This is a genomic window from Caballeronia sp. INML3B (genome assembly GCF_023631305.1).
GTDB classification, from domain to species: Bacteria; Pseudomonadota; Gammaproteobacteria; order Burkholderiales; family Burkholderiaceae; genus Caballeronia; species Caballeronia turbans.
This window is the reverse complement of record NZ_JALQDI010000054.1, coordinates 134,477-152,033: the sequence shown is the minus strand read 5'-3', so window position 1 is coordinate 152,033 and position 17,557 is coordinate 134,477. Positions and strand designations below refer to the sequence as shown.

Annotated in this window: 16 protein-coding genes; 11 read left to right on the top strand and 5 right to left on the bottom strand. The window is 62.8% G+C overall.

The genetic code is table 11. From position 1 onward, the window contains the following. Positions 1–162: 162 nt before the first annotated feature. Genes NCS58_RS24815 through NCS58_RS24805 form a run of 3 tightly spaced genes read right to left on the bottom strand, consistent with a single transcriptional unit; the run spans position 163 to position 2,872 of the window. Positions 163–1,023, bottom strand: coding sequence for an ABC transporter permease (locus NCS58_RS24815; RefSeq protein ID WP_061119221.1), 861 nt, complete (start codon positions 1,021–1,023; stop codon positions 163–165). 23 nt (positions 1,024–1,046) lie between these two features. Further along, positions 1,047–1,844, bottom strand: a complete 798-nt coding sequence (locus tag NCS58_RS24810) for an ABC transporter ATP-binding protein (RefSeq protein WP_061119273.1) — start codon at positions 1,842–1,844, stop codon at positions 1,047–1,049. A gap of 11 nt (positions 1,845–1,855) precedes the next feature. Beyond that, on the bottom strand, positions 1,856–2,872 hold the full coding sequence (locus NCS58_RS24805; protein WP_250477745.1) for an ABC transporter substrate-binding protein: 1,017 nt from the start codon (positions 2,870–2,872) through the stop codon (positions 1,856–1,858). A 197-nt stretch (positions 2,873–3,069) separates the two neighbouring features. Here NCS58_RS24805 and NCS58_RS24800 point away from each other — a divergent pair, with 197 nt between their 5' ends. From NCS58_RS24800 to NCS58_RS24750, 11 genes are all read left to right on the top strand, one after another. After that, positions 3,070–3,747: a response regulator transcription factor gene (locus NCS58_RS24800; protein WP_061119219.1), complete on the top strand. Its 678-nt coding sequence runs from the start codon at positions 3,070–3,072 to the stop codon at positions 3,745–3,747. Further along, a complete protein-coding gene (locus NCS58_RS24795) occupies positions 3,737–5,128 on the top strand; it encodes a sensor histidine kinase (RefSeq protein WP_250477744.1) in 1,392 nt (463 codons plus the stop codon). Before NCS58_RS24800 ends, NCS58_RS24795 begins: the two co-directional genes overlap by 11 nt. Before the next feature lie 252 nt (positions 5,129–5,380). After that, positions 5,381–5,950 (top strand): M12 family metallopeptidase, encoded by a 570-nt coding sequence (locus NCS58_RS24790; RefSeq protein WP_250477743.1) that lies wholly within the window; start codon positions 5,381–5,383, stop codon positions 5,948–5,950. Positions 5,951–6,188: 238 nt separating this feature from the next. Next, complete coding sequence (locus NCS58_RS24785; RefSeq protein ID WP_250477742.1) at positions 6,189–7,925, top strand: ATPase; 1,737 nt, start codon at positions 6,189–6,191, stop codon at positions 7,923–7,925. 320 nt (positions 7,926–8,245) lie between these two features. After that, positions 8,246–9,556, top strand: a complete 1,311-nt coding sequence (locus NCS58_RS24780; protein ID WP_061119216.1) for an MFS transporter — start codon at positions 8,246–8,248, stop codon at positions 9,554–9,556. A 2-nt stretch (positions 9,557–9,558) separates the two neighbouring features. Then, entirely contained in the window at positions 9,559–10,626 is a 1,068-nt protein-coding gene (locus NCS58_RS24775; protein ID WP_061119215.1) for a proline racemase family protein, read from the top strand. Continuing rightward, entirely contained in the window at positions 10,623–11,876 is a 1,254-nt protein-coding gene (locus NCS58_RS24770) for an FAD-binding oxidoreductase (RefSeq protein WP_250477741.1), read from the top strand. Before NCS58_RS24775 ends, NCS58_RS24770 begins: the two co-directional genes overlap by 4 nt. Before the next feature lie 22 nt (positions 11,877–11,898). Then, positions 11,899–12,801: a dihydrodipicolinate synthase family protein gene (locus tag NCS58_RS24765; protein ID WP_061119213.1), complete on the top strand. Its 903-nt coding sequence runs from the start codon at positions 11,899–11,901 to the stop codon at positions 12,799–12,801. Then, entirely contained in the window at positions 12,798–13,796 is a 999-nt protein-coding gene (locus NCS58_RS24760) for a 4-hydroxyproline epimerase (RefSeq protein WP_250538900.1), read from the top strand. Before NCS58_RS24765 ends, NCS58_RS24760 begins: the two co-directional genes overlap by 4 nt. A 17-nt stretch (positions 13,797–13,813) precedes the next feature. After that, positions 13,814–15,049 carry an amidohydrolase family protein gene (locus tag NCS58_RS24755; protein WP_061119211.1) on the top strand — a complete coding sequence of 412 codons (1,236 nt, stop codon included), beginning with the start codon at positions 13,814–13,816 and terminating at the stop codon, positions 15,047–15,049. 94 nt (positions 15,050–15,143) lie between these two features. Beyond that, positions 15,144–15,851, top strand: a complete 708-nt coding sequence (locus NCS58_RS24750) for a GntR family transcriptional regulator (RefSeq protein ID WP_061119271.1) — start codon at positions 15,144–15,146, stop codon at positions 15,849–15,851. Here the strand turns inward: NCS58_RS24750 and NCS58_RS24745 are convergent. Both NCS58_RS24745 and NCS58_RS24740 read right to left on the bottom strand, forming a co-directional pair. Further along, positions 15,838–16,272 carry an aconitase X swivel domain-containing protein gene (locus tag NCS58_RS24745; RefSeq protein WP_061119210.1) on the bottom strand — a complete coding sequence of 145 codons (435 nt, stop codon included), beginning with the start codon at positions 16,270–16,272 and terminating at the stop codon, positions 15,838–15,840. The two genes, NCS58_RS24750 and NCS58_RS24745, sit on opposite strands and share 14 nt — an antisense overlap. Continuing rightward, complete coding sequence (locus NCS58_RS24740) at positions 16,259–17,512, bottom strand: aconitase X catalytic domain-containing protein (RefSeq protein ID WP_061119209.1); 1,254 nt, start codon at positions 17,510–17,512, stop codon at positions 16,259–16,261. Before NCS58_RS24740 ends, NCS58_RS24745 begins: the two co-directional genes overlap by 14 nt. Positions 17,513–17,557: the final 45 nt, after the last annotated feature.

Sequence of the window (17,557 nt, the reverse complement as noted above, 5' to 3'; positions counted from 1 at the left end):
GTGCTTCGATCAGATAAGTGAGGTGGTCGGCAAGCATCGCACCGGAAAGTTAACAGCCCGGCGCTCCGTTTACAACCACTTCTCACCCCATAAACAAAAATGCCGTTCAGCGCTAACTGAACGGCATTACCCCACGCGTGGGGTTTTTTCCTGTCGGGCGCGTCAATTTGCCGTGGGCCGCCACTTCAGCAGACGCTGCTCGAGCGCGGTCAGCAGATAATCCGCCGCGAGCGCCACGACTGCGAGCACGATCATCGCCGCGAACACGCCGCTCGCGTTGAACGCGCCTTGCGCCGTCGAGATCAGCAAGCCGATGCCCTGCTTCGAGCCGAGGAACTCGCCGACGACCGCGCCGACCAGCGCGAAGCCGAAGCTGACATGCAGGCTCGCGAGAATCCACGAAAGCGCGGACGGAATCACGACGGAGGTCGTCACCTGCCGGCGCGACGCACCGAGAATCTGCGCATTCGCGATCATGTAGCGATCCGCTTCGCGCACGCCCTGAAACGCGTTCGCGAACACGACGAAGAACACCATCACGACCGCGAGCGCCACCTTCGACGCCATGCCGAGACCCAGCGCAATCACGAACACCGAGCCGAGCACGACGCGCGGAATCGAGTTTGCGATCTTGATGTAGATGCTGAACACGTCCGACAGCAGCTTGTTGCGGCCGAGCACGATACCGCAGAACACGCCCGCCACCGAGCCGATGATGAACCCGAGGCCCGTCTCTTCGAGCGTGACCCACACTTGCGTGAGCAGCGGACCTTGCGACGTGCCGTCGACGAACCATTCGACGATCTGATCGAAGATCGCGGACGGCATCGAAAAAAAGAACGGATCGATCCAGTGGAGGCGCGCGGACAGTTCCCAGCCGCCGAGCACGAACACGAGCACCGCGATGCGCAGCCCGATGACGAGCGCGTTGCGCTGGCGGATGCGCTTTTGCGCCTCGCGTTCGACTTGCGCGAGTGCGCCGGGATCGATGCCCGAGGGCATCGTTTGTTGAGGCGTGGACATATTGATGTTCCTATGGGGCAGGTTCAACCGATCTGCACTTCTTCGCGCAGGTCGTGCCAGATATCGCGCGAAATCTCGATGAAATGCGGGTGATAGCGAATCTCGGACGTGATGCGCGGACGCGGCAGATCGATCTCGTAGACCTTCTTGAGCGTCGCGGGGCGCGCCGTCAGCACGAACACGCGGTCCGCGAGCGCGATCGCTTCTTCCAGATCGTGCGTGACGAACACCACCGAGCCCGCATTCGCCGACCACAGTTGCAGCAGTTCGTCCTGCATGAGCGTGCGCGTCTGCATGTCGAGCGCGCTGAACGGCTCGTCCATCAGCAGGATTTCGGGCTTGTTGATGAACGTCTGCGCGAGCGCGACACGCTTTCTCATGCCGCCCGACAACTGATGCGGATAATGCTTGCCGAACTTGTCGAGACCGACGCGCCGAAGCCACGACTGCGCTTCGTCATACGCGGCGGACTTCGAGCGGCCGCGGTAGAGCGGGCCGGCCGCGACGTTGTCGAGCACCGAGCGCCACGGAAAGACCGCGTCGGCCTGGAACACGAACCCGATGCGCGGATCGATGCCATCCACCGGCTGGCCCATCACGCGCACTTCGCCGGTCGTCGGCTTGAGCAGGCCGGTGATCATGCTGAGCGTGGTGGACTTGCCGCAGCCCGTCGGGCCGACGATCGCGACGAACTCGCCCTTCGCCACCGACATGCTGAAGTCGCGCAACGCGACCGTCGCCTTGCCGTCCGGCGAAATGAAGCGGCACGAGACGTGGCGCAGCTCGATCGCGGGCGTATCCTGCTTGCTGGTTGAAGTCATCGCGTCGAGTCTCACTTGGATGCCGTCGCGGTGCCCGACAAATATTCGTTCGAATACGTGCGCGCCAGGTCGATATGCTTGCCCTTCACCGAAGGATTGAACGCGGCGAGCACCTTCAGCACGGTGTCGGGGCCGTCGGCGGGCATCTTGCCGTCCTTCGTGAACATCGGCAGCGAGGCTTTCAGCGCGGCCACGTACAGGTCCTTGTTCTTCGCGTAATAGTCCTTCGGCATCTTTTCGGTGATTTCTTCGGCGCTATGCGTCGCGATGAAGTTGAGCGTCTTCGCGAACGCGTGCGAGAGCTTCGCCGCATCCGCCTTGTGCGATTGCGCCCACGCGCGCTGCACGTAGAAGCTCGATGCCGGATACGTGCCGCCCAGCGCGGCGCGCGTGCCTTCGATCGTGCGCATGTCGACGAGCACCTTTGCGTCGCCGGTCTTCAGCAGTTGCGAGACGGTCGGCTCGGTCGTCATGCCCGCATCGATGCGCTCCTGCTTCACCGCCGCGATGAAGCTCGCGTCCGCGCCCACCGGCAGCAGCGTGTATTCCTTCGACGAGACGCCCGCGCGCTGCGCGAGATATTGCGTGAGGAAGCTCGTCGACGACCCGAGGCCGGTCACGCCGAGCGTCTTGCCTTTGACGTCGGCCATGCTCTTGAGCTTGTCGGCGGCCTTGGTCGAGACCATTTCCACTTCGCCCGGCACCTGGCCGAAGATCACGAGCGCCTGCACTTCCTTGCCCTTGCTCTGCAGGTCGATGGTGTGATCGTAGAAGCCGACGACGCCTTGCACCGCGCCCGCGAGCAACTCGTTTTCGGCATCGACGCCGGCGGGCTGCGAAAGGATTTCGACGTCGAGCCCTTCGTCCTTGAAGTAGCCGAGCTGCTCGGTCAGCTTCGCGGGCAGATAGATGATCTTGGTCGCGCCGCCGACCATGATCGAAATCTTCTCCGCATGAGCCGATACGGAAGCGGCCGCGAGTGCGAAAGCGATACCGGATACAGCAGCGATCTGGCGCAGAGTACGCATCAGGAGTCTCCTTGGTGTGGGCCGTGATGTAAGGGAAGGCCCGCTTTTTCAGTTGTGTGCGGCGATTATAGAAAGGCGAAACCTTCTGCCAGCTTTCTGAGCCGATGACAAAACATGGGTGTTAACCCGATGCTTCAAAAGCGTGTCGAAGCCCCTACAATCGCGCGGCCAAGCTCCGCACACGCGTGCAACCGCTCATGAAACTGCTGTTGATCGAAGACAATCCGACGCTTTCGCTCTGGCTCGCAAAGATGCTGGAACAGGCGTCGTTCGTGCTGGAGGCCGTGCAGGACGGTGAATCCGCCGATCAACTGCTGCGCACGAATCAATACGATGTCGTGCTGCTCGATCTCAACCTTCCGCGGCTGTCCGGCAAGAACGTGTTGCGCCGCATGCGTCAGCGCGGCGACGCGACGCCCGTGATGATCCTCACGGCGAGCGGTTCCATCGACGAGAAAGTGGAGTTGCTCGGCGCGGGCGCGGACGATTACCTGGTCAAGCCTTTCGAAGTGCGCGAGCTCGTCGCGCGCGTGAAGGTGATGATCCGGCGGCGCACGTCGTCGACGGCGAACGAGGTGTCGTGCGGCGATCTCGTCTTCGATATCGACACGCGCCAGTTCGCGCTCAAAGGCGCGCCGCTCAACGTGACGCCGCGCGAGCGCAGCGTCCTCGAAGCGTTGATCCTGCGTCTCGGCAAGACGGTGTCGAAGGCGTCGCTGCTCGATGCGATCTTCACGCATGAGGACAGCCCGAGCGAGGACGCGCTCGAAATCTACGTCTCGCGGCTGCGCAAGAAGCTCGACGCCAGTTCGGCCGCGATCGTCACGCTGCGCGGCCTCGGCTATCTGCTGCGCAAGAAGGACGATGACCAATAGCCTGCGCGTGCGTCTTCTGTGGTGGCTGCTCGTGCCGCTCGCGATCTACGTGTTCGTGACCGGCAAGGCCGCCTACGACAACGCGCTGCACACCGCGGATCTCGTGCAGGAGAACACACTGCTCGCGTCGGCGCGGATGATCGCGGGCGAAGTGGAGTGGTCGGACGGCAGGTTGCTCGTCGATATTCCGCCTGCCGCGCTCGAAGTGTTCGCATCGCCCCAGGGCGATCAGGTTTTCTACAACGTGCGCGTCGACGACGGCCGTCTCCTCGCGGGACTGCCTGATTTTCCTTTGGGACCGACGGCGGCGATGCACGATGCGCCGCGCTATTACGACGCGGACCTTCACGGCACGCCGTTGCGCGTCGTCGGCTTCGTGCGGCAAATGTACGACAACGGCGCGATCCGTCGCGTGCTGGTCTCGGTCGGCAAGACGCAGGCGTCGCGCGACGCGATGGTTCGCGAGATCTGGCGCCCGCAACTCTTGCGGCAGATCGAGATGGTGCTCCTCGCGGTGGCCCTCGCCTGCATCGGCCTGACGTTCGAATTGCGGCCGCTCCTCAAGGTCAAGAAAGAAGTGATGGACCGCGATCCGATGCAGCTCGAGCCCTTGCGCGTCGAGCGTTTGCATACGGAGTTGCGGCCGATCGTCGAGGCGATCAATCAGTGCATCGCGCGGCTCGGGCTTCAGGTGGCGGCGCAGCGGCGCTTCATCGCGGATGCGGCGCATCAGTTGCGTACGCCGCTCACGCTGCTTGCGACGCAATTGCAATTCGCGCGGCAGCACCGCGGGATGGAGCCATCGTTGCATGAAGCGCTCGCGGCGATGCAGCGAAGCAATCGCTCGATGGTCGGACTCACCAACAAGCTCTTGCTGCTCGCGCAGGCCGAAGCGGCGGACTACACGCAGCTCGCCAGACAGAAGGTCGATCTCGCCGCGATCGCGCAGGACGTGATCGAGGATCTCGCGATGTTCGCGCAGAAGCGCGAGATCGATCTGGGCGCGGAGCTCGTTGAATCGGCGTGGATGATCGGGCATGAAGGGTTGTTGTCGGCGCTCGTCTACAACATCGTGGAAAACGCGATTCGGTATACGCAGCCAGGCGGGCATGTGACCGTCGCGGTGACGCGCGATGCGCAACGCGTGACGCTGACCGTCACGGACAACGGCCCCGGCATTCCCGCCGAAGCCCGCAGCCGCGTGTTCGAGCCGTTTTACCGCGCGTCGGCGGAGACGGACGGCACGGGGCTCGGGCTCGCGATCGCGAAGGAAATCGTGCAGGCGCATCGGGGGGACATCAGGCTCGGGCAACGTGAGCATCCGGAGCGCGGGGTAATGGTCACGGCGGCTTTCGAATGCTGCAGAGCGGAAGACCGATGAGTTCCGTGAATACTATGAAATGACCATTTGAATTTGACCGCCCGTTAGAAAATATACTTCTCCTGTCGAGCGCCAAGACGCGCGGGCCGTGCGGCCACGGAGAAGAAAATGAAACGGTTAAGAGCGTGGGTATTTGCATTATTGTTAGGAATGCTGGCGAGCGGATGCGGCGGAGGCGATAACAACGACGGCGTCAATTCCGCAGGCAGGCAATCCGGCGCGCAAGAGAAGGCCACATCCAAGGGATACGCCTTGTCCACCGTCATCTGGAAGCACGAGCCGATCGGCGTCTGCTGGGACTTGAGCAACGCTGACTTCGCGCTGTACGCCAGTCAGCGCGACTGGAGCCGTCTCGCGGTCGAGGCGAGCTGGGAGGCGCATTCCGGCGTCACGTTCACGGGTTGGCAGCAATGCACGAACGATCCGAATTACTACGGCATAAGGATATCGGTCGAGGACAGCGCCGTGACCGGTCCGCATACGCAAGGTCTCGGAACGGAGTTGAACAATGTCGTAGGCGGGATGGTGTTCAACTTTACTTTCAGGAACTGGAGCCCGAGTTGCGTGGGGCGTGAAGAGTATTGCATTCGCAATGTCGCCGCGCATGAGTTCGGTCACGCGATGGGTTTTGCGCATGAGCAGAACCGGCCGGATACACCGTCGACATGCAAGGAGCCTGCGCAAGGCACTTATGGCGACACGTTGATCGGCGCGTGGGATCTGGCATCGATCATGAATTACTGCAATCCGGACTGGAACGGCGACGGCCAACTAAGCACGACGGATATCGTGATGGCGCAGATGTTTTACGGGCCGCGGTGAGTCGTTCAAACGTTAACTTCGCTAGTCGCGGTCAGGCGATATCTGCAATCGGCTTGCCTTCTGCGCGGCGCTCGCCTATCAAACGATTGCGAAGAAGCGACCAAGCTCGCATTGACACGACGATCCAAAGAATTTGGAAAAATTATGTAATGTACATTCCAATTTGATTACATGATGAAAATATACTTCTCCGACCTGTGCGTGAGAACGCATGGCGTATCTATAACGGAGAATAAAGATGAAAGGGTTACGAGGGGTACTGCTCGCTCTATTGGCAGGAATACTGATTAGTGGTTGCGGCGGAAGTGACGGCGGCAACGACGCGCTTGGCTCAACGGGCAGGGCTTCGGTCGAACAATCGGCGGCGCAGGATAGGGCCACGGGAAAGGGCTATGCCTTGTCGACCGTTATTTGGGATCGAGTGCCCATCGGTGTTTGCTGGGATTTGAACGACGCGGATTTCGCGCGGTATTCCGCGGAGCGCAACTGGAGTCGTTCCGCGGTCGAAGAGACTTGGGAACAGCACTCCGGCGTCGAATTCAGCGGTTGGCAGCAGTGCGCGAACGAACCGAATTACTACGGAATTCGGATTTCAGTCGAGGACATTGCCGGGAGCGCGCCGCATACATGGAATTTGGGCGCGAGGCTGAACAATGCCCGGGGCGGAATGGCGCTGAATTTCACCTTCAATAACTGGAGCCCAAGTTGCCAAGGGCGCAAGGAGTATTGCATTCGCCGGATCGCTGCGCACGAATTCGGTCACGCGCTGGGTTTTGCGCATGAACAGAATCGGCTGGATACGCCGTCGTCATGCATCGAGCCTGCACAGGGCAATCAAGGCGACACGATGGTCGGCGAATGGGATCTTGCCTCGATCATGAACTATTGCAATCCGAAGTGGAACGGCGACGGCAAACTTAGCGCCACCGACATCGAGATGGTTCAGAGATTCTATGGCCCGCCCCGACCCAAGGAAACCATCTACACGTTGACGCGCGCCCAGGCTCCCGCCCAAGTGACCGCATACGATTTCTCAACGCGTGAAGTGAAGGCCTCGATCGACCTGTCGCTGACGGAGGACTACAAGCAAGTCGATCAGATGTTCGCGAGCGCCGATGGCAAACGCCTGCATGTGCTTCTGGAGAGAAGCTCGACGTCGATCGATCTGGCGACCATCGACACCGCGACCAACACGATCATTCGGGTCGTGCCCATCGCTCCGCTGCTGACGACCTTTACCGGTTATAACCTGCAACCCGCTTACGAAGGCAATCAGGTTTACGTGTCGAACAAGAACAGGATCAGCGTCGTCGACACGGACTCGGGGCAACTGATGAAGAACATCGTGCTGCCGGAAGGCTATAGCCTGATCAAGGTAGCGACGGCCAAGGACGACGCCAATAGCATCTATGCACTGACAAACGCGCCCGGTACGAAGCTGCAGATCCTTCGCATCGACACGGCCAGCGCTTCGATCGCGCGTGCCTATCCGGTCGGCTCTGCATCGAGCACGATCAGGGATCAGTTCGCGGTTACGCCAGACGCGAAGAAAGCTTACTTCCTCAGCTTCACGTCGTACACCGGCGACGGCAGTCTGACGGAACTCGATCTGACGAGCGGTAACATGCGCGTGCTGGCCGATCTGCCGGAAAAGAAGCCGAAGTTCCTCGCGGCGATCAGCAACCAGCAGATCCTTTTCGGCGACGATAACTACACGGGTCCGAGTCCGATCATTCTCTACGACGTGACGAGCGGGAACAAGACGAGCCTGATGGCGGCGTCCAACCTGTTGGGTTATCTGCAATACGAACCCAGAACCAAATCCATTCTCTTCGAAAGGAACGGGACGTGGTCCGTCAGCCAGTTGCAGCCGCAGGCCGACGGTAGCTACAAGAGCATCGATCTCGGGCTGAAATCGTTCAGCAGCGGCGCGGGATACGGCGGCATCGCTCCGTTTGTGTTCGTTTCACGCTAAGACGCAGCGATTCATTAGATAGAAGAATCCGCAGGCCTCGAAAGTTTCGAGGCCTTTTCTCGTGATGAGCCTCGAGGGCGGTTCTTCGTCTACTTCGAGTCCAGGCTCCGGTTCAACTTGAGATGACTGCGCGGGCTTACGAAACTCGGATCGCGACAGTTGTATTTTGAGGGCCAATAGTTGACGCGCCCACGGGAATAGAACTGGAGCGCAAGTAGCCAGCCATTCGTGCTCAATTTTGGATCCAAAATCCTTGATTCAATTTTGACATAGGCGCACAATCCCCGGACCCGCACCCCAAGCGACCGAGGGACACTCCCATGACCGACCGCGTCAACGCCGTTGCGAACCCGTACACCGCGGGCGACAGCCCCCGGGCTTCATCCAGATCCAGCCGCGCGGTGACCGCCGCTGTCGTGGGCAATATCCTCGAGTGGTTCGATTTCGGCACATACGCGTTCCTCGCGACCGTCATCGCCAAAGTGATGTTTCCCACCGGCGACGACTTCGCCGCGATGCTCGGCACTTTCGGCGCGTTCGGCTTGGGCTTCGCCGCGCGTCCGCTCGGCGCGATCATCTTCGGCTGGCTCGGCGACAAGAAAGGCCGCAAGTGGACGCTTACCTTCGTCATGCCGCTGATGGCCGCCGCCACGCTCTTCATGGCGCTGCTGCCGACGTATGCGTCCATCGGCATCATGGCGCCGATTCTGCTCGTCGCTGCACGCATGCTGCAGGGGATTTCCGTCGGCGGCGAACTGGGCAACGCGGTCGCGTTTCTCGTCGAATGGGCGCCGCCGAGCAAGCGCGGCTTGTATGGCAGCTTCCAGCAATGCAGCACGCTCGGCGGAATGCTGCTCGGTTCGGGCGCGGCCGCGCTCATGACGACACTGCTCAGCCCAGAAGCGCTGCTCGACTGGGGCTGGCGCGTGCCGTTCATCGTCGGTGCGATCGTGATCGGGCCGATCGGCTGGATCATCCGCAAACGCAGCGAAGAGACGCCGGTCTACCAGAGCGCAAGCGACGAAGCACCCAAGACGAAAGGCCGCGCACCCGCGCTGCTCGGCCTGCAGGCTTGCGGACTCGTGATCGTGTGGACGGTCTCGCTCTATGTCCTGCTCAACTACCTGCCTTCTTTCACGACGAAGTACGTCGGCATCCATTCGTCGACGGCGCTCTGGCTCAACACGGCGGGCCTGATCGTGATGACGGCATCCATTCCGTTCTGGGGCGCGGCTTCGGACCGCTTCGGACGCAAGCCCATCTATACGATCGGCTGCATCGCGTTTCTCATACTGCCGTATCCGATCTTCCATCTGATGCTCGAATACAAATCGGCGGCGATCGTCGGCGCGGTGCAGGTGTTGGGCGGCGTGATCATCGGCATCTTTTCGGGCGTCGGGCCGGCGGTGTTGTCGGAACTCTTTCCTACAAAGATCCGCACGACGTGGATGTCGATCGGCTACGGCATCGCCAACGCGGTGTTCGGCGGTTTCGCGCCGATGATCTCCATCGCGCTCATCAAGGCGACCGGCTCGCCGCTGTCGCCCGCGTATTTCGTGATGCTCGCCGCGCTGCTTTCGACGATCACGGTCGTCACCATCAAGGAGACGGCGCACGCGCCGCTGCAATAAACATGCGCTGGAACCGGACGCTTACAGTGGTGAACTGCCATGCCGAAGGCGAAGTCGGCAACGTGGTGACGGGCGGCGTTTTCGACGTGCCCGGCGCGACCATGTTCGACAAGATGATGCATCTGGAAGAAGTGCGCGACGACCTGCGCCGTATCTGTATCTTCGAGCCGCGCGGGTCGGCGAATCAGACCGTGAACTTCCTGCTGCCCGCAACCGACCCGCGCGCGCAAATGGGTTACGTGATCGCGGAATCGACCGAGTATCCGGCGATGTCGGGCTCGAACACGATGTGCGTCGCCACGGTGCTGCTCGAAACCGGCATCCTGCCGATGGTCGAGCCCGTCACCGAGCTCGTGCTCGAAGCGCCGGCCGGGCTCATTCATTTGCGCTGCGCGTGCGCGAACGGCAAGGTCACGAAGGTCGAGTTCACGAATCAGCCCGCGTTCGCCAATCATCTCGACAGGACGATCGAGGTGGAAGGCGTCGGCAGCCTGAGCGTCGATGTCGGCTATGGCGGCATGACGTACGTGTTCGTCGATGCCGAAAAGCTCGGCTTTCGCATCGCGCCCGACGAAGCGCGCGAACTGTGCGAACTCGGGCAGATCATCAAGGCCGCGGCGGCGGCGCAGTTGCCTTCGCCGCATCCGTTGAATCCGCTCATCAAGGGCATCACGATGACCGAGTTCGTCGGCCCGCTCTCGCGCGAGAACGGCGTGCTGAAATCGCGCAACACGGTGATCGTGTCGCCGGGCCGCTGCGACCGTTCGCCGTGCGGCACCGGCACCTCCGCGCGGCTCGCGGTGATGCACGCGAAAGGGCTGATCGACGTGGGCGAAACCTTTTTGCACGAGTCGATCATCGGGTCGGTCTTCGAAAGCCGCATCGATTCGGTCACGCGCCTGGGCGACGTTCCCGCGGTCGTGCCGGTCGTGGCGGGGCAGGCGTGGATCACCGCGATTTCGCAAGTCGGCGTCGATCCGACCGATCGCTTCCAGACGGGCTTCACGCTCGCGGATACATGGTGCGAAGCCGTCGACGACAAGCTGATCAAATCGCGCGTGGGGATATGAGGACGACAGACGAAGAAATGGCGGATGTCGTCGTGATCGGCGCGGGCATCGTCGGGCTGGCCTGTGCATGGGCCGCGTTGCGCGACGGCGCGCGCGTGACCGTGATCGACCGGGATTTCGAAGGCGATCGCGCATCGCATGGCAACGCGGGCGGCATCGCGGTGACGGAGAGCACGCCGATCGCCGTGAACGGCATGTTCACGAAGATCGCGACATGGCTGATGGACCCGCTCGGGCCGCTCGCGCTCGACTGGAGGCATCTGCCGAAGGCGCTGCCGTGGTTCATGGCATTTCGCCGCGCAAGCGAGCCGGACCGCTATCAGGCGATATCCCATGCGCTCGCGTTGTTGAACAACCGCGTCTACGACGACATCGTGCCGATGTTCGACGATATCGGCGCGAGCGCGATGCATTATCGCCGCGGCGCGCTGACGGTCTATGAAACCGACGAAGCCTTCGCCGCCGATCAGGCGGAATGGGCGTTGAAGCGTGAACTCGGCGTGCGCTGGCGCGCGCTGGACGCGCAGCAGGTGCGCGAATGTGAACCGTCGCTCGCGCCGGTGTTCAGACACGGCGTGTTTCTCGACGACTGGTCGCATATCGGCGATCCGCGCCGCATCGTCACGCTCCTACGGGAGCGCGTGCGGGCGCTCGGCGCGCGCTTCGTGACGGGCGTCGCGCGCGCGATCGAATCACCGGATTCGGTGTTGCTGGCGGACGGCAACCGCGTGAAAGGACGACGCATCGTGATCGCGGCGGGCGCGTGGTCGGCGGCGCTCGCGAAGTCCATCGGCGATAGCGTCCTGCTCGAAAGCGAGCGCGGCTATAACGCGACGCTGCCGAACCACGGCGTCGGGCCGACGCGTGAAGTGATCTTCGCGGAGCGCAAGTTCGTCGCGGCCCCGCTCGACGTCGGTCTGCGCATCGGCGGCGCGGCGGAGTTCGCGGGCACCGCTGCGCCGCCGAACTATCGCCGCAGCGATGCATTGCTCACGCTCGGCAAGCGCTTCATTCCCGGCATCGACGATACGGGCGCCGCGAAATGGATGGGCAATCGCCCCGCGACGCCGGATTCGCTGCCGGTGATCGGCGCATCGCCGCGCATGCCGTCGGTCGTCCATGCATTCGGTCACGGGCATCTCGGCCTGACGCAATCGGCGACGACCGCCGCGCTCGTCGCCGATGTGCTCGCGGGCCGCACGCCGCGCGTGCCGCTTCGCCCGTATTCGATCGCGCGTTTCGACCACTGAGAATCCAACGGAGGAATCAGACATGCAAGTGAACTGGAAAGGCGTATTTCCCGCCGTCACGACGAAGCTCAAACAGGACGGCTCGCTCGACCGCGATGCCATCGTGAGCGGCCTGAACCGTCTGATCGACAACGGCGTCGGCGGCGTCGTGATGATGGGCATGGTCGGCGAGAACGCCCAACTCACGCCCGAGGAAAAGCGCACGGTGCTGAAGATCGCCGTCGAAACGGTGAAGGGGCGCGTGCCTGTCATCTCCGGTCTCGCGGAACTGAATACGGCCAACGCGACGCAATTCGCGAAGGACGCGGAAGCGATCGGCGTGCAAGGCCTGATGGTGTTTCCGGGTCTCACGTATCGCTCGGACGATCGCGAAACCGTCGAATATTATCGGTCGATTGCGCGCTCGACGAAGCTCGGTCTGATGATCTACAACAATCCGCGTGGCTATGGCGTCGACATGCGTCCCGACCTGCTCGCGCAACTCGCCGATGAGCCGAACGTCGTCGCGATCAAGGAAGAGACCTACGACACGACGCGCGTCACCGACCTCTATGCGCGCTTCGGCGAGCGCTTCGTCGTGTTCTGCGGCGTGGACGACCTGATCGTCGAATCCGTCGCGCTCGGCGTGAAGGGCTGGGTGTCGGGCATGGCGAACGCGATGCCAAGGGAATCCGTGGACTTGCTGAACTACGCGGTCAATGGCGAGTACGACAAGGCGCGCGCGCTCTATCGCGCCTTGATCGACCTGTTCCATCTCGACACGCACGTGAAGCTCGTGCAATACATCAAGCTCGCGGAAAACATCACGGCGGGTTACCCGGAGTACGTGAAGGCGCCGCGCCTGATGCTCGAAGGCGAAGAGCGGCGGCGGACCATCGAGATCGTCGAGAAGGCGATCGCCAGTGTAAAGGCGCTCGCCCGATGAAATCCACGTTCTTCTGCATCGACGGACACACCTGCGGCAATCCGGTGCGCGTCGTCGCGGGAGGCGCGCCCCCGCTCGAAGGCGCGAACATGATCGAGCGCCGCGCGCATTTCCTGCGCGAATTCGACTGGATTCGCACCGCGCTCATGTTCGAGCCGCGCGGCCACGAAGTCATGTCCGGCAGCATCCTCTATCCGCCGACGCGTCCCGATTGCGATCTCGCGATTCTCTTCATCGAAGTGAGCGGCTGCCTGCCGATGTGCGGCCACGGCACCATCGGCACCGTGACGACGGCCATCGAGCACGGACTCGTGCGACCACGCGAGCCCGGTGTGTTGCGGCTCGATACGCCCGCGGGTGTCGTCGTCGCGCGTTATCGGATGAACGGCGAGCATGTGGATTCTGTACAGCTCGTCAACGTGCCGTCGTATCTGCATTCGCGGGACTTGTCCGTCGAAGTCGAAGGTCTGGGCGAGATTTGTTTCGATGTCGCCTATGGCGGCAACTTCTATGCGATCGTCGAGCCGCAGCGCAACTACGACGGCTTGCAGGCGCTGAAGCCTTCCGACATTCAGCGCGTAAGTCCCGTGCTGCGCCAGAAGGCGAACGAGAAGTACACGTTCGTGCATCCGGACAACGACGCGATACGCGGCCTCAGTCACGTCATGTGGACAGGCGAGCCGACAGTCGAAGGCGCGAGCGCGCGCAACGCCGTGTTCTACGGCGACAAGGCCATCGATCGTTCGCCGTGCGGCACGGGCACCTCGGCGCGCATGGCGCAGCGTGTCGCGAAGGGGCAGTTGAAGATCGGTGAGCGCTTCGTGCATGAGAGCATCATCGGCACCTTGTTCGAAGGCGTGCCGATGGAAGCGGCGCGCGTCGGCGAATACGATGCCATCGTGCCGGGCATAGAAGGCTGGGCGCGCGTGACCGGTCATAACACGATTTTCGTCGATGACCGCGATCCGCTCGCGCACGGATTCCTGCTGAAATAAACGGGAGAGATCAAGTCATGCTGATTCTGAAAAACGCCCGCGTGCTCGACGCCGATCACGAGCGCGACGACGGCCGCTATTCGATCGTGATCGACGGCGACACGATTCGCGATGTCACGCGCGAGCCGGTCGAGGCGAGCGGCGCGCAGGTGATCGATGTCGGCGGGAAGACGGTGATGCCCGGCATGATCGATTGCCATGTGCATGTGATCGCATCGGTCGCGCATCTGGGCAACAACAGCCGATTGCCGAATACGTTCGCCGTGCTGCGCGCGGTGCCGATTCTCGCGGGCATGCTTCATCGCGGCTTCACGACCGTGCGCGATGCGGGCGGCGCGGACTATGCGCTGTCGCGTGCGATCGAAGATGGCATCATCGCGGGGCCGCGTTTGTTCGTCGCGGGCAAGGCGCTCTCGCAGACCGGCGGGCACGGCGATTTCCGCGAGCGCTTCGACAACTCGGACCCGGACCCGTGCGGCTGCAATCGCAACATGGGCGCGATCGGGCGCGTGGTCGATGGCGTCGATGAAATGCGCCGTGCCGTGCGCGAGGAGATGCGCGCGGGCGCGCATCACATCAAGATCATGGCGTCGGGCGGCGTGGCTTCGCCGACCGATCCGATCGGCAACCTGCAATTCTCCGTCGATGAAGTGAAGGCCGCCGTCGAGGAAGCCGAATCGCATCAGACCTACGTGATGGCGCACGCCTATACGGCGAAGGCGATTGCGCGCGTGGTGAAACTCGGCGTGCGCACGATCGAGCACGGCAATCTGATCGATGACGACACCGCGCGCGTGATGGCCGAACACGGCGCATACGCGGTGCCGACGCTCGTCACCTATGACGCGATGTCGAAAGTCGGCGCACAGATGGGCCTCGCGAGAGACACGCTCGACAAGAACGAGTCGGTGCGCAAGCGCGGCCTCGAAGCGCTCGCGATGCTGCATGCGCGCGGCGTGAAGATGGGCCTCGGCACCGATCTGCTCGGCGACATGCATCAATATCAAAGCGACGAGCTTTCGATACGCGCGGATATCGTCGGTGCGTTCGAGGCCATTCGTCAGGCGACGGCGTTCGGCGCGGAGATCGTGAACATGAAGGGCAGGCTCGGCATCGTCGCGGCGGGTGCTTATGCGGATTTGCTCGTCGTCGATGGCGATCCGCTGAAGGATATTCGCGTGCTCACGGGACAGGGCGAGCGCATCGCGGGCGTGATGAAGAACGGCGCGTGGGTGCGGGAGAATCTGCTATGAACTCGCGTTACCAAAGGCGATGCGTACCGTGCAGAAGCGCCCTTCCGTGCATGCTACGATGCCGCACTCATACGAACAAGCGCTAAAGAAGCACATGCCTCCGGTCGCCACACATTCCCGCCGCGCGGACACATCGAACGCGGGCGATTCCACGCACAAGATCGTGCGCACGACGACGGTCGAACTCGTCACCACGGCGATCCGCCAACGCATTCTCTCCGGCGATCTCGCGCCGGGCGAAGTGCTGCGCCAGGAAGCGCTTGCCGACGAACTCGGCGTGAGCCGCGTGCCGATTCGCGAGGCGATCACGCGGCTGACCGGCGAAGGCCTGTTGACGAAGGTGCCGCACAAGGGCGCGTATGTCGCGGAGTTGTCGATAGAAGAAGTGCAGGAGACGTTCGAAATTCGCCTGCGGCTGGAGCCCTGGCTCTTCTCCCAGGCGATTCCGCATATCACCGATGCCGAGATCGCGAAAGCCGAGAAGCTCGTCAGCGAAATGGATCACGCGGATTCGGGCGTATGGGGTCAACTGAACTGGCGCCTGCACGAAACGCTTTATTTGCCGGCGCGGCGCGAGATCACATTGCAGATGCTGCGCGGGCTGCACGATCGCAGCGACCGCTATTTCCGCTTTCAGGTCGTGCAGGTGCCGATCCGCGAACAGTCGCACGAAGAGCACATGAACCTGATCGATGCATGCAAAAAGCGCGATGCGAAGCTCGGCGCGAAGCTGCTCGAACAGCACGTGAAGACGGCGGCGCAGCAAATCATCGCGGTGGTTCAGACGATCATGGCGCGATGAGGCGCACGTTCGCGGGCCGCGTCGCATCGCGTGCATCGATTTCGATGTGAGCATCGGCGTTCGCGATTAGCGTGAACGCGGTTTCATCGACCATTACGACCGGCACGTCCGCCGCATATAGTTCGTTCGCGACGATCGCGCCTATCGACAGAATGAGATCGCGCTCCGTGAGCACAATGCCCGCTGGCCCGGTGCCGTTGCGCAACGCTTCGGCGAGCACGCTGCTGCTCGAACTCGATCCGCGCGCGCGCGGCATCACGAGTATGCGCGACGCGAGACTCCGGCCGTGACCGGCATGCGTGGCATCGACGATCACGCCGCGTTCGGCGTCGTAACCGCCCCAGAAGCTGAGCGGCGGCAGCGCGATGCCAGCGGCGCGCGCGTGGCCTGGAACGAGTGTGACGGCCTCAAACGTTTTCATCGATGCATACCTTTCCTTCGAACGCCGATCGCACGCATTCGCTCATGCTGCCGAATGCGACCGTCACGCCGATGTTCGCCGGCGCGTAATGCGCCCACTTGCCCGAGTTGGTCATCACGAGACCGCTCACTTGCTTCATCACCGGCGTGATGTACGTGCAGGTATCGACGACGATCTGCACGCCGCGCTCCGTGAGCCTCTGCGCAATGCCTTCTTCTTCGAGTTGCCAGAGCACGAAGCGGCTGGTGTTCACATAGATATCGCAGCGCGGCGCGCCTTCATGCCGATCGAGGAGTGACGCGAGCGTGCGGAATTCATCGACGGAAAAGTGCGGCGTGCCGAGCGCGATGGCCGCGAGCGCGTCGCCCGGCTTCGCCCGGCTCCAGCGCTTGCGCACGGCATGAAGATCCGACGCGCTGACCGCGATCGTTCGCTCGGGCGCGTGTCCCTGAAGCGCGGCATCGAGCGTGGCGGCCTCCGGCGTGATGCCGACTGCATGAAAGAGCGCCACCGATCCGCTCGATGCCGCCGCCGCGCCGAGCGCTTTCAGTTCGTCTTCGGTGGTGTCGGCGGGCAGGCCGGTGATGGCAGCGACCGTCGCGCCGACCTCGCCGCCGAGCAGGAAACCGAGCGCCGCAAAATCCGCGTCGCGATGCGGCGACACACGCAGATCGGGCGCCGCGATCACGATGCGCGCCGCGCGATTCGCCGTGACGTGCAGGCCCGCGTTCGGCACGCGGCCGGTGATGGCGGCGGCGAGATCGAGGAAATCGCCATAGCGGCTCGTGCGCGCACCGAGCACGGAATTGGCGAAGACGATCGCGTTCGATTCGGCCCACGCGATCTGATCGCCCAGCTTCGGACGATGCTTCAGTTGATAGGGCGCGCACGTGAAGCTCGCTTCGCAGCCGAGTTCGATATGCGCCTGCATGAGCCGCGCGCCCGCGCTCGCGATACTGGCATCGCCTCGAAACAGCTCCGGATGGATGAGATCGAGCGAGCCGACGTTGAGCGTGGTCGGCACGGCGACCTTCGCGCCGCTCGCGACGAAACGCTCGACGAAATCGAGGCTCGCCGCGCCGTGATAGAGGCAGCCGTCGATATGCGCGGACGAGATGTCGATGAGCGTATCGGCGTCCATGACGCGCGCCGTCGCCGCGACGATGCGCATCGCGAGTGCGAGGCCATCGCCGAGATCGCCGTCGAGCATCGCGGTGTCGCGTGGGGAAAGAGTAAGCATCGGTTCCGGTTGCGCAGCGCTGAACAATGACAGCGCAGCATAACG